Here is a 14,806-nt window from a genome sequence, read left to right as displayed (position 1 = left end):
GGATGAAGCTCGCGAAACTACCTGATCGGACTGCGGTCAAGATGAACGTTGTGCTCGCTCCGGGCCTTGCGAGGCGATTGCGTGAGTATGCCGATTTTTATGCCGAGACTTACGGCAGCCGGGAGGAAGTGACGGAGCTAGTGCCGTTTATGCTGGAGGCATTCCTTGACAGTGACGTAGATTTTCGGAAAGGCAGCAAGAGAAGACACGACGAATCGATAGGCGTCTCATCTTAATTTGCTACTTTGCCTCTATTTCGCCGCACGTTTGAGGAGGCTGATCGTGCGTTCTACCGCTTGAACGGATCTCTGAAGGCGTTCGAGCAATGTTCTCAGGTCCGCTTCCGTGGCCTCTTCCTTGTGCAGGTTACCGCTGCTCACGAACACGTCCACTAGATGGTCAACGGGGACGCTCGTCCTTGCCGAAAAGCAATCGGACGCCGATCCGGCGACGGCGGAGGCAATTTCGCCGTCGCCTAGCAAGGTGATTTCTACGGAAGCGTTCTCGAGAACCGCACGTTCGATCACTTGGGCCGGAATTTCGATAGAGGCTATCACTCGTCCTGTCGACGCGTCACGGTAGCCAACGGTTGCAGTGCTTTGGCCGTATTTGGCGAAGGCGCCTAAGGTGGGGTCAACTGTTTCTGGTGACATAGCTCTCTGAAACTTCCATCAGCAATTCCTAAACTAGTCGCTTTATGACTCATAGTCTATGGGCTGATAGCGCTGTTTCTCTTGATTTCCTGCATGCGCTTGCAGGACCGAGTCGGCCTAAACATTCAGGAGTTGCGCCGAGCAAAGAAACTCAGCCAAGAGGAGCTCGCCGACAGGTGCAAGGTTCATCAGACCTATCTAAGTGGCGTTGAAACGGGCAAGAGAAATCCATCTCTGTTAGTACTTGAGCGGATAGCGCGAGCTCTGGATGTCGACCCTGAGGAGCTAGTTCGTCGTCGGCGACGACGAACCGTCGGAGCTGCTGACTCTTAATCAGCGGGCCTAGGTTCAAGACTTGGTGCGCTCACAAAAACTCCCTTTAATCAATAGCTTCGTCAGAGGAGCGGCGACTGCTAACTTGCGCAACGCAATCCTCGAGCTATGCGGGGCTCGCGCTTCGCGCTGCAGGACCAAAGATGAATCAGGAATGGATGATCGCGGCGCAGTGCGCGGCGTCATCTGGAGGCGTACCGGTCACGGCGGCGGCGTGCACCGCCGGCTGGCTGACATTTAACGAATTTGGCAAATGCTTTTCGAAGGGCATTGGCGGATCGGGTTGCTTCAGGGAATTCGATTGTCGTGGCGGTCAACAACGCAATCCACGACATCACGCAAGGACCTGGTGAAAACAATGAAGCGGTCAAGTTCTTGCGAAATGCTGCAGGAATCGAAATCAAGGACGTGACGTGGGAGACTTCCCTTAGGGGGAGAAAACGCGTTCCCGAAACTAGGCTGCGACATCTCTCGCGGCTTGGGCTTTGGTAGAATTCCATTGAGGATCGGGCAGGCCTTCTTTGTCTCACACGTGCTGGCTGAGAGACGTCATCACGTGGAAAAGCAAATTGGGTCTCATCCGAATAAGCGAGCCTAGTAATCGTTCTGTTCGAGCGACGCTGGGGGCTTGCGGAAAATTGTGACCAACAGGACAACAATCGACACGAACAGGAGCAGACCCAGGAGGGCCAGAGCGGGGTCAGTAACGTACGGCAAGTACTGGTCGACATATTCCAGCGGCTTGCCATCGGCTCCAAACCGATTTCCCATGGCGTAGCAGGAGCTTTCGTTACAGCTCCGGGTGAACGTCACTGCACGGCTTCCCCAGAACGAATCGACCAGAGAGGTGTTCTTTTCCCATGCGTGGATCTTGCTGTCCGAGTACCTTTTGCCAAACACGATCAGCGCGGTGATCAGGGTGAGAATGTACGTCACGGCGCTGCCCCAGGAGAGGACGAGGTTGCGGTCGGACTCGCTCTCGAACGTGGTATTCGGAGGGATGGCGATCGCTTTGGCGCTCCGAGCCTTCTTTATGTAGAGCGAGAGCGTGGAGATCAGCAGGACGCCCACAAGCAGTGAGACAGCCAGACCCCAATATGCCCTCGAGATCTGTACGCCTTGATCAGGTCCGTTGCGGACAAAGTAACCCCACGCAACAGCGAGGGGGACGAAGTAGTTGCCGAGCCAAGTCCAGAATTTTGCAAGGGGAAGCATGGGCGGATTCGATGGCCTGTATCGTGCATCGACTAGAGTGTGATGATCACCAATTTGGCAAATCCCTCGTCTCGAGAAAAGTCCAAATTGATCGGCGCGCGAGCCAAAAGTAACAGAAACGCTCTGGTTGAAGTAGCCGGGGGTCTTCGTTATGTTCAAAACGAGATTGACGGGAGAGGTGTGTGCCGTGCGCGTCCTGCTGATGGTGCTTTGGTTTTCTCTTTGCACGGCGGCGATCGCCGAGACCGCTCCCGGCTCCAATGCTTCCTCGGTCTCGCAAAGTGATCGGATAGCTATCGGGCCGATCGTGCTTAGCCAGGACGTGCAGGGCATTACTGTCAACACGGCGGTTGCCATGAATTTTGCGGTCGAAACGAAGTCCGACGGCCTGCACCTCTCCCTTGTCCTAGATGCCAGCCTTGTCGATTTGCAGCAGAAGTTCGCTCAAATCGTCGGCACGCTTCCGCTGCCGCGCGACAACTGCAAAAGCTACACGTTGGTAAACCCTGTCGTAAGCCTCACAATTCGCGCGCTAAAGGGCGAGGGCGACACTGCGGTGGTTGCGCTGTCGGGTGACGTTGACGGCTGGACCTGCGTAGAGAACCCCGTTCCAGAAACGTACTGGGACTCAACGGGCTGCCGTGGTGACCTCCCGTTCGGTGGGCACTACGTGTTCGGCTGCCCAAAGACCCGACCAGCAAGCCCCATCAAGAACAAGAGCTTCACCCAGCCGTTCGACGCCACACTGCCGGTCAAACTTCAGAAGACTGGAGATGCGTCGCTGAGCTTGGTCCTGGGCGAACCGAACGTCAAGCTTGGCGGGCAATTTGTCTTCATAACCAACGGCCTTCTCAGCATCGCGGGCATCAACATCAACGATCAGGCCAAGAAGGCCCTGGAGCGGGCGATTGATCCCAACAAATTGACGATTTCCGTTCCGAAGGAGTATGCGGATCTCAATCCGACGATTGTGGACGCGTCGTTCAGATCAGGCCAAGGCCAACTCGCGATCCGACTCGACATGACGGCTCTCCTCCCCCCTGCGCGAATCAACGAAATCCTTGGTGGCTTGGTGAAGAGCTTGAAAAAGCCCTAGACAACGGATCGGGGACCGTGCCGGCCCGATCGATCCCGACAGCGCTTCGGTCAAGAAAGCCCGCTAGCCTTTGTGGCGTCTCCTTCGGTCGGCCACCCAAATCCTAAAGCGTGATGGCATTAAGTTCGATAGCCTGAATTTTTGAGGTAATTGGCGCATTCCTCGGAGGTGAAGGCATCGAGTGCGCGGCCGATTGCGGCGCAGACCCGACCAGGCCTATTTGGTGTCTTCGACATTGAATGTTCTCTGATCTCCCACTGGGCGAACGAGGTCGATCATTCGACGTCTGGCCGTGCGCCCTCGTTGAACAAGCGTAGCATCCAGCCTTCATCAGCCAGCGCTTTATGGGGCACTGGTTCAAAACCGATGCGACGCTGATAAAGGCGCATAAGTGCGCGCTGCCGACGCTCGAAAGCCGGCTGGTTCTCCGCCGTCACTCCGCCCTCATAGTCGAGAGGAAACGCTTTAAGCACCATGACCGCCATGCCACGTCGAACACGCTTGAGAAGGGCGTCGATGATCTGCCATGCAGCCTCGACGTCAGCCGATGTCTTCGCGTTGATCACCAGCCTATCGAAGCTACAGAGGTGGCCGTAGCAAAATGGGTCGTCAGTCCACCAGTTCTCTTCATCATCGCTGCCCCAAACTTTTGCGACCGCGACGGCCATATCATACTCGCTTTGCGAGTTGATATCGCCGCGCCGAACGAAGCCCTCAAGGTCCCAGCCGTCGCCATCCTCATCGTATATGCCCCGCCAAATTGTCAGTGTGCCTGCCGCGATGCGTCGGTCACCCCGCTCGATCACAAAGAAAACTTTGCGGTCCTGGAAGTGATAATCCGCGTCCTTCGGATCGCAGAACCGTTCGATCCAGGCCCGTCCGATCAGGCCACCGCGCTCCACGCTCCAATTATGTTTTCGGTGATGCGTCTCTATCTCGTAACTGAGGTGACGTTCGACCGGAAGAAGCACACCGCGGCGCGCGCGGGCTTCCTCGCGGTGGTTCAATTGGTTGGGCTCCGGTTGGTCGGTCGGGCCGTCCGGCTCCTCGGTTAGATCGGTCACGACGCCCCTTGCTGGCCCTTGGATTATCGGAAAATCTCAAAAGATACCGATGGACCTTGTTTCAGGTGGTACGGCTCGATGGGCATTTCAAATGTTCTTCGGTGCCTTGTCAGTACCTTTCTTGTCATATTGGGGCGCATCTCTACAACGCCGGCAACGAAAGCCTTCAATGATGGGCGAGCAACTCGATCAGTATGGGGGTGAAAGGTACGGTTGGGCTTGATGGGCACTTTTCGGTTTGCTGCCTCCAGATAAGCTGTTGAAATCGCAACAAATGCGACCGCCCTCCGAGCGCACCATATGGTCATAAGTTATTGATACGAAAAGTTTTTCGAAATTTCTGTTCCCGCATTGTTACTCGTAACGGTGTACTTCCAGCGTTCGCTCTGCGGTGGTCGCCGCTCTACTTGAACGAGGGCCGCGCCAAGGAAAGCGGCTTCCCTTCGATGGAGCAGTAGCGTAGTCCTGCGCACAAATCGGCGGCTCGTCGGCTTGCCCATGTGCCGTGATCGCGCTCACGCGGCCCTGGTCTCGGATATCGAGTTCGAGCGGCCGATATTGCTCGACGAACGGCCCTTCATGATGCGGCAGTAACGCTACTGCCAGCTGCGGACCAATTCGAGACAGTCAGCTACGACCCGATCGAATGGTTGGTCCGCGTCAATCACCGCGTCAGCACGTTGCGGGAGCGCGTCTTGCAACTCAGTTTCAACGTGATGGGTGGATGCACGAACGAAATCTTGGGCATCGTCCCTGGATTGAACTCGGACGTTGCGCGTGGTCTCGGGGGCGCCGAGATACAATAGGCGCGCTTCGGATGGCTTACCCACCGTGGCAAGTATCTCAAATATCGCGACATGCCGGATGCCGTCGATCACAAAGTCGTCGCCAGCCTGAAAGCCGCCGGCAGCAAGTACGTCGCGGCAGAATGCCGCTGAATCGTCCTCGACCCGCTTCTGACCAAGGTCCTGCAACGCTTTGCGGTCGTTTGGATCGCCGCCAAGACGAGCGATCTCGCTTCGCAGGTAATCGCCAAACCCCGTCCGTCTGCAGCCCAGCGCTGCGGCAACCGCTATGCTGACAGAGGACTTGCCGCTGCCGATTTGGCCTGAAAAACAGAGGAGTAAACTCATGCAAAATTAAACGTCATCTGACGCGATCGCAGGGACACCCAGCCCCGCCGGTCACGCTTATCACAGCTTACCGGCGCGATTGAAGTGGGTGCATCGAGTTCAATCAAGGTTGCATAAAGAGCATCGGCACGAGAGGACCAGAATTCATCGTCGGCGCGGATGCCCGCGCCAAAGCGATTTCGGATGTGGTCGAGCGGCTCGTGGCCGAGGTCAAAGGACCAGATACGACGCGCGAGCGCGAGGCCGCAGATCGGCCCAGCCACCTCCTTAAGGAGAATAATGTCGCCATCGTAGATCTCACCGTAAGGCGCGCACCGATTGCGACTGAAGCGGGACTCGATTGTCTTCTCGCCGGAGAGGACCATGGAGAGGAACGGCTCGGCAAAGATTGCAAGATGAATGCCGATCCGGCTCGTCGGTCGGGCTGCGTCTGAGAGATAGGTCAGCCAGAAATGGTGACCGTCGACCTGCTCCAATAGTTCGTTGAGCTCCACCTCCAAGTCACACTCCGTTCCGTCGCAACTGTCGGCGCTTTACCCTCTTCTTGCGCCTCGATCGCTGCGAGAGCTCGCAGCTCGGCTGCGACTCGCTCCAGCGTCTCATGCTCGCGGTAGTGCCCCAGAGCCGAGGTTGGACACCAGATCCTATCGCTTCGCCAGCGCACGAAATCGCCGCCTCAAGCACAAGCTGTGGATTGTCTGTGTGAAAGATGCGATTTCCGGAAGTCCAGACGTTGGCCAGTCGACGGCGTGGATCGCGGCGGCTTACGGTTGGTAAGATATCGCCGTCGACCAACGATGTCAGACTTGCCTCGTCAGAGCTCGCCTCGTCAGCTCTCCTTATGAATAGTCGCATGCGGCCGATGCCAACTTCGTTCCATTCACGACGGCGGACCGACGATGCCGGCGGCGGCCTTGTCGGTGCGCACGTCTTTCTGAACACGACAAGGTCGCCGCGGCGCCACTGCGGCGGCGGATAGATGCCCGCGGCGGCCAGGGCGTTACGCTCGAAGAAAGGCGTTTCATAGCCGATAGCCAGCGGTGAATGGTCTATCACGGCGAGTCCGAGCCGTCGGGCGAACCCTATAGTGATATGCCTATCGGCCTCCGCACTCGGCCGCGCGCCGTTGGGTGCCAGGCTGATCAGCACGACGCCTCCGGGGCGGCACGCGTGCGCAGCGGCCGAAAGCATGGGACGCACGAAATCAAGATACCAGGGTGGATCGAGAAGGACCGCGTCGGCGCTCTCGCGGGGTAGACCGCCGCTGCAGAACGCGATGGACAGCGGAGATCCAGTGGCGCGATTGAGTGCGAGGACACGATAAGTGATGCCGTTGCTCTCGGCGAGGAAGGCTAGGCGCCGGCCGATAGGCAAGGTCAACGCCTCGACGGCAAGGCCCGGCGTTCCGAACAGGAGCAGGTCGCCTTCCGCGGGTGTTAAGTCGGCGGCGCGATTGAGTAGCGAACGTGCAGCGTCAGGCGTGACCCGCCATTCGTAGTCCAATGGGTGCGGAAGCGGTAATAGCGATCGACCCTCGACCACCGCTGTAGCGGTGACGGCCGCCTCTCGGCGGATTGAGGCCGCAACGGCAGGGTCAATTGCCTTGTCGCCTGCCAGCCGATCGACCGACGCCAAGGCCTCGGTCGGATAAACGCCAGGTAGCCCCCGCAAGAGCGCCGCAAAGCTGATCGCGCCATCCGTGATCGCCGTCTTGGTAAGGTTATCGACCCGTGCTGCGAATGCGGCCTGCGACAAGGAGCGGCGTGAAGCGATCATACCGGCCTCGTGCGAAGCGACACGTCACAGATCGGCAACGCACGCAGGTCTGGAGGAAAGCGGCGCTCAAGCTCGTTGATCCAGGCTGCTATAGCTTCCTCTTGGACGAGGAGGCTCCTCTCACGAGCATCATCACGGGCGAGACGCTGTTCGACCGGCGTGAACACCTGGATCCGCAAGGGAATTACGCGGAGCGGATAGTTTGGATCAATTGCCTGCAGCCGATCGATCAAGTCGGCTACGCCGTGAGCGACGCCATCATCGTGTGGAGACGTCAACGTCACATATCCGTAGACGTCTAGCCCCAGATCCAGCACCCGCTGAAGCACCTCGAATTGGCGCTCGTAATCCTGAGGCGCGGCGCGTGTGTTGAATGCGAACGAGCGGCCGTCGAAGCCCTTGATGCAGCAAACGCGACCATAATTGCGGTAGCGACGCAGAAGCGCGAGGTCGTCAGGCGGCAGAACGTCGAAGAGATAGGTGGTGCTAAGGTTGTCGTCCGTCCAGAGATAGGTCGTTTCGGCGAGGCCGGCGTCGGCGAGCGCTCGCATCATCCAAGGCGTCCATTCGGGCACCAGGTCCGGCGATCCTCCCGAGAGGTCGATGATCCGAGGGCTGTCCGGGATTTGGCGATATAGGTCGACCAGTTCCGCTGCCGTGAACCACGCTGAGCGGCTGAGATCGGCTTTCAGTAGCTCCTCCGGCACGAAACAGTACCAACAGCGCCATGCACAAGCAGCGTTCTGAAACACCAGCGCGGTCATCATGTCCGGAATCGGCGCGATACCTAGCGCGCGGCAGGCCGGCGCAAGCGGGAGCGGATTCGCTGGCCAGCCCTTGGCCGTCGCCAACCGGAAATGGCGAACCCGGCCGTATCCGTTGCAGTTGGCCGGAAGCGTGAGGTCGGCCTCCTGGCCCGAGCCGGCGAGGCGCGAGATCAAGATGCGGCCGCCTTCGACGTCGATCGCCCGTCCGCGTAGTCGCGTGGCGAATCGCTTGGTATCGATGGGCTTGGCCGCGCTTGTCACGGATGTGGCCCCTCCGGTTCGGGCGGCAGGCCACGGGGGCGGGGCGGCACCTTCATCGGCTCATCCGCTAGATGGGGCAGCTTCTCATCGAGGAAGAGGTCAACAAGGGTGGCGCAATAATCGAATTCCTCGGCCGTCAGTGGCCGGCCTTTCGGGATGTTGTGCCAATACTGAAGGCATGTCCGGCAGCATGTCGCAGTCGCGTGCTGCGCGTAATAGATCGCATTGCCTTCGAGGGGGGTCTGGCGACCGTCGCGAGGCGGCTCGGCGACCGCCAGATATTTTCCGAGGCGGTCGCGGGCGGCGCCCTTCAGCGCGATGCGTCCCTTTCGTTGCGCGTGGCGCATAGCTTGTTCGTCAACGGGACGGTGGAAAAAGTGATGACGTATCAGCTCATGCTGAAGCGCTTCGAAGGTGTGCGCTGCATCGCCCTTGTCACGGCGGTGCAGACGCTTCCAGTCGACCAGATCTGCCCCGCACGCTCGGCATTTGCCGCGCTGGTCAGGCGTCATCTTCTTCAGCTGCTTGAAGCAGTGCAGGTCGTTATCGCAATCGGTCGACGTGCACTTGATGTCGAGCGGCGCGGGTTTCTGAAATTCGGACATGGAAAGACCTCAATGCAGCGCCCGATCGAGCAGCTGTCGATCGAGCTCGTTGTCGATGTCATAGGGGAAGCGTTCGACGAAGACGTCGCGCGCAATCGTCCAGGGATCGCTGTTATCCGCCTGCAAGTTGGCCGCCGTGCCCCACCAGTTCACGCCCTGCCAGGAGAGACGGAAGGCGAGGTAGTTAGCCAACGCACCAACGCTCACCCCGTTCTTCGCCGCAATTGTCGGGACGACGCTCTTCAATCGCTCCACCGAATTACGCGCAGCTTGGACACATGCCTGCGCCAAGGTCTCAGCCTTGCCGTTGAGCACGACTTCGCCGGCAAACTGGCTGGCGGCGATCTCCTCATTCGAGTTGCGTCGTTCGGCGGAGGTCTCATCCGCCTCGATCACCTCCAGTGTATCGACCTCTGGGCGCTGGCCAGCATGAAAGAGCTCGTGCAGCAGATCGAATAGCCATCGGGCTTCATGCTTAGACGTTTGTTTCAGTACGACCGCGTTGCGGCCGCCATAGCGCCAGCAGGCGCCATGAAAAGTACCGCGATCGCGAAGCGGTAGAACAACGACACCTAGATCCCAAGCGGTATGAAGCGCGCTCTTAAGATCGATGGTCTTGTAGGTCTCCTGAATGCGGCGATGCATGACCGCCGGGTCAGTTGGGATTTCGGCCTTGGGCAGCGATCGCGCCCCTTTGAGCGCGACGACGACGAGATAGTTCGCGTAAGCAGCATAAAGGCTGGTTGTTGCCTGCGCGCGATTCTCGGGCATCTTGAACCGTGCTTCGGCCGCAGCGAAGCGCGGCGCGACCAGCGCCTGCGGGCCGAAAACATTATCGCGAGTCCAGCCGAAAACGCGTTCGAGGACCGTGCCCGCTCTGGCGGTCAAGGTATAGTCGTCGTCCTCGCTAGCGACCTCGCCGCTGGCACGCGCCGCGTCGACCGACGGCAACAGCCGCGTCAGAAGAAACTCGCGATCAAGTCCGACCTGACGCAGCTTGCTGACGAGCCCGCCGAAGCTGTTGGGAGCCACAGGCAGGAGGATGTCGTTCTTAATGCGCACACCCAGCGCATTGGCGATCTCCCGCAGGCGCTGATAGCTGGCGGATGCGTAGCGCTCGGCCTCGTAACGCTGGATTTGCTGTTCCTTAAGCCCAAGCCGGTCGGCGAGAGCCTTCTGGCTGAGTCCGCTCGCGATCCGTGCCCGGATAAGGCCATCGGCCAGTTCGTCGAACGAGTTGATCGAGATCACCGACAGGTCGGCGGACTTCAGGCGATCATATTCGGCAAGCTCAGCCTGCAGGTCAGCAAGCTGGCTCTCCATGGCCTCGCGCTCGGCCTGAAGCAGGCGCGGATGCACGTCTGCTCTCGACGGGCCTTTGGTCGTCTCGCTGATGGCCTTGCGAAAACGGTCGGCCTCGCTCCGTGTAATTTTGTACTGCCGTTCGTTGGTGATCATGGCAGGCTCCCAAGGTCGATGTTGATGACGCCTTTGGGCACCCCGTTACGGTCCTTCATGAAGAAGTCGCGGTAGAGCACACCGGGGGCGGCGAGGGACGATGCCGGAAAGAGCTCGCCTAGATATTTGGATTTCATGGCTGCGCGACCATTTGTGAAATCAAGCAGCACGGGGTCCAGACGATAGGGATCGACCCCCCGTGTATCCCAGGCGCCGTCATAGTCCTCCGGCAGGTCCTTCTGTGAAACGAAGCTTCCGTCGAGCAGGACCGACCGACAGCCTGCCCCCGCGAGATTTTGCAGAGCCGCCAGCAGGCCTCCGACGAGGCGGGTGCGGTGACCATTGCAGCCGAAACGCGGGGCGACCTCGCTCCAGGGGGCTTCATGTGCCCCGGGGGGCAGGTAGCTGGTCGATGAGTCGATCAGGAAGCATGACGCAACGATATCGTTGGGTTGAGTGTTCGTCAAGTGTTCTAGTTCTGACACCTCTTGTCATGTGCAGTGACCGGCTGAAGAGGTCGGGAGGTCGCGTCGTTGGGGCTATGCAAGGCGGAGGCGGCCTGAAAATGTTAGTGGTAAAAGCGTTCGCGCGGGGGACGGCGACCCAGAGTCGTTCCGAAGCGCCAACTCTCTAAAGGCACTCTTGCACTTGAAACGTACCTTTAGCTTTCTAGGGGCAGGCTAAGTTATTGAAATGACAGCGAATACGACGCCATCCGAGCGCACCATAAATCCACGTCTTCAGTTGAAATCGCTCGGCTAAGTTGATCGGTTTTAGGCGGACTGTGAAGGTACCACTGAGCGAGTTAGGCTTTCCGCCGGTAAGAAAACAATGCGTGCGCATCGGAGCGTTGAAGGTGGGCTTGTCTCGCACGATGGCCACCAAATCATTGATCAAGGCTCGCGCCTGCTCGTCCGTCCAGCCGGCAAAATCTCCCTGCGGCTCTTGAGTTCGGCCGAGTGGAAAATGCTGAAGCCGTGGGGAGCCGCTTACGAAGCGCTCCCACTGGGATGGCGTGCCGATAGAGCCATCACCACATTCGGCGTGGGCCCGTTCGTGTCCGACTCAGTGAAGTGCGGTCGCGGACTTGCGTTCGTCCGAGGCTCGGAGCACGGATAAAAGACGCAGCGCCACGATCGTCGGAGAAATAAGAAGGCTCGCGTTCGGCTGGCCAAGTCTTGAACCTCGAAGGACTCGGCGCGCTCGACCAGCTTCCACGGCTTCGAGGAGGGTCCTACTCCGCGCGTTCCATTCGGTAATTTTAGCAGGCTGGCAACGCCTAGCTACTTTCCGGCGCAAAAAATCCGGGTTCTGAAGGGCCGCGGTCAACCCCGCAGACAACGAGAAGCCCCGCCAGGGGCCGGCGGGGCGATGTGAGGCCAAGGTTGCGCTGGAAGTGGACTACCTTTGGAGTGACTGTTCGTCCAACACGCGACCGATGCTGATGAGGTTGTCGGCGACAACGCCGAGCCCGACCCAGCGCTTCATTCCGCTGCTGCCTTTGTAGCGACAGCGATCGAGCCCGTGCCGCCGTTTGGCCACGCTGATGCGCCCCTCGCATCCGGTCCGCCATTTCTGGCCGTTGCGGAACCAGCGCTTCTTCTGCTCGCGCTTGCGCGCGACGCTCTTGGTGGAGCGATTGGGGATGCAGACGCGTTTGACGCCGCTCGCCTTCGCCGCGGCTTCATTCCTGGCGGAATAGAACCCGGCGTCTGCCGCGACCAGGCGTGGCGTGCGGCCGAGCTTGGCTTGGTGGATTTCGATGGCCGGAACCAATAGGTCCGAATCGCTCGGCCGCCGATCATAGACTTCGTAGTCGATCACGATCTGGTTTTCGGCCTCCTGCAGCTTGACCATCTTGCCGAACTCGTTGGGCTTGCCGGCCTTGCCCTTGCGAATGATCTCCGTCGATGGCTCGAACACGCTGAAGAGCTTGTCCTCTGCCCGCGTGTTGCCGCGGAAGATGCGTTCCCGGGTCTGCCGCATCACCTGTCGCACGAGCGGCATCATCGTTTCCAGCTCCTGCCGCAAGCCTTGCAGGGCCAGCCGTTTCAAGATGCCCTTGGCCCGCTTCACGCCTGCGGAGATCTCTTGGGAGAAGCGCTTCGCTTGCCCCACTACACGGCTCGTCGAGGTCAACAGCCGCCGGTAGCCTTGCTTGAGCTTCTCGTGATTGAGCGGTCCTTTGGCGCGCGCGGTTCGCGCGATATCGAGCAGGCGCAGTTTTACGCTTCGCGTTCGGTCGCGCAGCTTCGTTCCGGCCGTGCCCGCGATCCTGGTGATCTTCTTCATGGTGCGGATCAACACCCTGACCCCGTCGCCCAACAACGAGCTGTCGGTCGGGTGGTGGATGTTGGTCTCCACCACTGTCGTATCCACGCGCATTCTGCGTCCCTGCGTCACCCCTTGTTCCTGCGCGATTTGCACGATCCGGTCGTGGATCTGCTTGATTGTCTCCGGATCCACAGCCAGGCCCCAGCGCCCCATCGTCTTCGCGTCCGGCGTCTTGCCGCCGCCCACCCGGGTGAAGTCGCGATACACCAGATTGGCACGCACTTCGCGTTCCAGCACGTGATAGCTCCAGTTGCGAACGTGCTTGAGGATCAACAATCGCAACACCACCTCGGCCGGTGCGCCCAGCCGACCACGACTGCGGCTCTTGGGATGTCGTCTCGCCAGCGCCTCGTAGACCGCGCCCACGATCTGTTGATCCGCCAGAACCCGGTCAGCATATGCCATCCAACCTTCGCGAAGATCGCTCACTTCCCCGGCGATCAAGCCGTCGCCGAAGCTCAGTTGCGCTCTGCGCATCTCAATCACGTTTCTTCCTCCCGCCCCGCGGCACCGCCGCATCAGGGCGCAACAGGTCGTGATTGAGCTCGCAGATCGCCTCGATCGCGTCCTTCAGCTTCTGATAATTCTCCAGCCAACGGCGCACTTCGGCAACGCGCTCACGGCGCACGCTGAACTGGCGCACGCGTCCACCCGCATAGCTCACCGTCAGGACATGCACCTGGTGCCCTTCGCCGCGCGCGCACTTCGGGCAGCCGCTCTTGTGACGAACGGTGCGCTCCAGCAGCGAACCGCGCAGCAGCTCACCAGTGACCGGCAGCTTGCCGACAAGCTTCTCGCGCGTTTGAAGGGCTCGATCACGAATCATTCATAAGAATGAATCAGTACCGCCGCCCCAAGTCAACGCCAATCCGTCCGAGCTTGCAGTTTTCGCTCCACTACGCGACTCTGGGCACGCTCCAAGCCGAGCGATTTTTGCGCCGGAAAGTAGCTAGTCTGCTCAACACCGAGGACAACGAGAAGAGTTTTGCAAACGTCTCGGAAGCGGCCGGAAATAGCCGGATCAAAACGTGGGGCATTTGCAAAACTAGATGAGAGATTTCAACGACCTAGCCCGAAAGCCGTTGTGCTACCGTTACACCATTCCCCAATAATTGCTCAATGACATCAATGTCTTACATGGATGTCATGGGCAATCGGCTGGAGCGGGATCATGCAAATCGCCGCTTTCGCTAGTGCGTCGTTCTACTCGCTCGGTCCGGGCCTTGGCAAGCGTGGAAGGTGGGGCATTTTCGTGCGAATTGCAGGATGCCGCGGGCGCACTTGCCGCGGTCCGCGCGTTACCGCTGCGAACGACGAACCGGCTTTTTGCGCCCGCGCGAACTGCGAGCTGGCGGCGCCGTCATCTCGGCCTCCAGCAACAGCAGCAGGCAATTGCCGAGCCGCTCCTCCATTTCCCGGTCGTGAACGGATAGCGGACCGGGATCGTTGAGGATGGCGTTGACCAGCGTTCCCAGCACGACCTGAAAGCCGAAGGCGATGGCGCGTGTCTTCGCCGCCTTGTTGCTCCGGCCCATGGCGCCAAGCAGGATTGGCGTGGCGTCCGCCACGTTGGCGCGCGCCAGTCCCTTGAAGGTGGACCACCGGTCCGGCCTTGTGTCGTCATGCTGAAGTGCGGCACGCAGCACGCCTTCGTGCTTGCGTATCCAGCCGATCGTTCCGCGGACGAGGAGGCGGCTGAGATCGGCAAGATCGGCACCCGCCAGCCGCTTGTCCTCCTTCATCCGCGACAGCCGGCTTTCGCCGTCGCGCGCGGCAAGCGCCATCAGCGCATTGAAATAGGCGTCCTTGCTCTCGAACCGGCTGTAGAACGCGCCGACGGTCGCGCCGACCTGCCGGCACAGCGCCTCGATCGACAATTCCGCGAGGCTGTGCGTGCGCAACATCTCGGCGCCAGCCTGGAGCAGGGCGGCCGTGGTTTCGCGGCTGCGCTTCTGCCGCGACGGTGTGACGCCGGGGAGGTCGAGTTCGGCCGATTGCTGCATTCGGAACTTGCGTCTCCACTCGAAGTAATCATAATGATAATTCGGATTATGGTTTTTGGCAATGCATCGACTGCGCATCGCCGTGAGCCGGGCGAACAGCGGATCAAC

Annotated in this window: 16 protein-coding genes; 3 read left to right on the top strand and 13 right to left on the bottom strand. The window is 59.8% G+C overall.

From position 1 onward, the window contains the following. The first annotated feature begins 2 nt into the window (after positions 1–2). A complete protein-coding gene (locus LMTR13_RS23655; protein WP_065729914.1) occupies positions 3–236 on the top strand; it encodes a DUF2274 domain-containing protein in 234 nt (77 codons plus the stop codon). Positions 237–251: 15 nt separating this feature from the next. Here the strand turns inward: LMTR13_RS23655 and LMTR13_RS23650 are convergent, their stop codons facing one another. After that, positions 252–653 (bottom strand): hypothetical protein, encoded by a 402-nt coding sequence (locus LMTR13_RS23650; protein WP_065729913.1) that lies wholly within the window; start codon positions 651–653, stop codon positions 252–254. A gap of 93 nt (positions 654–746) precedes the next feature. Here LMTR13_RS23650 and LMTR13_RS39520 point away from each other — a divergent pair, with 93 nt between their 5' ends. Further along, complete coding sequence (locus tag LMTR13_RS39520) at positions 747–986, top strand: helix-turn-helix domain-containing protein (RefSeq protein WP_083219162.1); 240 nt, start codon at positions 747–749, stop codon at positions 984–986. Between the two features lie 594 nt (positions 987–1,580). Here LMTR13_RS39520 and LMTR13_RS23645 read toward each other — a convergent pair. After that, positions 1,581–2,201: a hypothetical protein gene (locus tag LMTR13_RS23645; RefSeq protein ID WP_065729912.1), complete on the bottom strand. Its 621-nt coding sequence runs from the start codon at positions 2,199–2,201 to the stop codon at positions 1,581–1,583. Positions 2,202–2,388: 187 nt separating this feature from the next. Between LMTR13_RS23645 and LMTR13_RS23640 the strand changes: the two genes are divergently transcribed. After that, positions 2,389–3,297: a hypothetical protein gene (locus LMTR13_RS23640; RefSeq protein WP_156795733.1), complete on the top strand. Its 909-nt coding sequence runs from the start codon at positions 2,389–2,391 to the stop codon at positions 3,295–3,297. 275 nt (positions 3,298–3,572) lie between these two features. Here LMTR13_RS23640 and LMTR13_RS23635 read toward each other — a convergent pair whose 3' ends face one another. The 11 genes from LMTR13_RS23635 to LMTR13_RS23580 all read right to left on the bottom strand — a co-directional run bounded on the left by LMTR13_RS23635 (position 3,573) and on the right by LMTR13_RS23580 (position 14,698). Then, positions 3,573–4,361, bottom strand: coding sequence for a hypothetical protein (locus LMTR13_RS23635; protein ID WP_065729910.1), 789 nt, complete (start codon positions 4,359–4,361; stop codon positions 3,573–3,575). A gap of 596 nt (positions 4,362–4,957) precedes the next feature. Next, positions 4,958–5,494 carry a nucleoside/nucleotide kinase family protein gene (locus LMTR13_RS23630; RefSeq protein ID WP_065729909.1) on the bottom strand — a complete coding sequence of 179 codons (537 nt, stop codon included), beginning with the start codon at positions 5,492–5,494 and terminating at the stop codon, positions 4,958–4,960. Then, positions 5,491–5,994, bottom strand: coding sequence for an ASCH domain-containing protein (locus tag LMTR13_RS23625; RefSeq protein ID WP_083219161.1), 504 nt, complete (start codon positions 5,992–5,994; stop codon positions 5,491–5,493). Before LMTR13_RS23625 ends, LMTR13_RS23630 begins: the two co-directional genes overlap by 4 nt. Position 5,995: 1 nt before the next feature. Further along, a complete protein-coding gene (locus LMTR13_RS23620) occupies positions 5,996–7,270 on the bottom strand; it encodes a hypothetical protein (protein WP_065729908.1) in 1,275 nt (424 codons plus the stop codon). Next, on the bottom strand, positions 7,267–8,037 hold the full coding sequence (locus LMTR13_RS23615; RefSeq protein WP_156795732.1) for a radical SAM family protein: 771 nt from the start codon (positions 8,035–8,037) through the stop codon (positions 7,267–7,269). Before LMTR13_RS23615 ends, LMTR13_RS23620 begins: the two co-directional genes overlap by 4 nt. 257 nt (positions 8,038–8,294) lie before the next feature. Further along, positions 8,295–8,903, bottom strand: coding sequence for a DUF4186 family protein (locus tag LMTR13_RS23610; RefSeq protein ID WP_065729906.1), 609 nt, complete (start codon positions 8,901–8,903; stop codon positions 8,295–8,297). Positions 8,904–8,912: 9 nt separating this feature from the next. Continuing rightward, a complete protein-coding gene (locus LMTR13_RS23605; protein WP_236843061.1) occupies positions 8,913–10,361 on the bottom strand; it encodes an XRE family transcriptional regulator in 1,449 nt (482 codons plus the stop codon). Next, the gene (locus tag LMTR13_RS23600) at positions 10,358–10,828 is read right to left on the bottom strand and encodes a DUF6932 family protein (RefSeq protein ID WP_156795731.1); all 471 of its coding nucleotides are present in this window, start codon (positions 10,826–10,828) and stop codon (positions 10,358–10,360) included. The genes LMTR13_RS23605 and LMTR13_RS23600 overlap by 4 nt, the downstream gene beginning before the upstream one ends. A 934-nt stretch (positions 10,829–11,762) precedes the next feature. Next, on the bottom strand, positions 11,763–13,172 hold the full coding sequence (locus LMTR13_RS23590; RefSeq protein WP_065729904.1) for an ISNCY family transposase: 1,410 nt from the start codon (positions 13,170–13,172) through the stop codon (positions 11,763–11,765). 1 nt (position 13,173) lies between these two features. After that, positions 13,174–13,521 (bottom strand): DUF6788 family protein, encoded by a 348-nt coding sequence (locus LMTR13_RS23585; RefSeq protein ID WP_065729903.1) that lies wholly within the window; start codon positions 13,519–13,521, stop codon positions 13,174–13,176. A 472-nt stretch (positions 13,522–13,993) separates the two neighbouring features. Then, entirely contained in the window at positions 13,994–14,698 is a 705-nt protein-coding gene (locus LMTR13_RS23580) for a TetR/AcrR family transcriptional regulator (protein WP_065732934.1), read from the bottom strand. Between the last annotated feature and the right edge of the window lie 108 nt (positions 14,699–14,806).

Origin of the sequence: Bradyrhizobium icense, assembly GCF_001693385.1 — a bacterium.
GTDB lineage: Bacteria > Pseudomonadota > Alphaproteobacteria > Rhizobiales > Xanthobacteraceae > Bradyrhizobium > Bradyrhizobium icense.
Note: the sequence above shows the minus strand (reverse complement) of the source record. Positions and strands in the feature narration are given on the sequence as shown.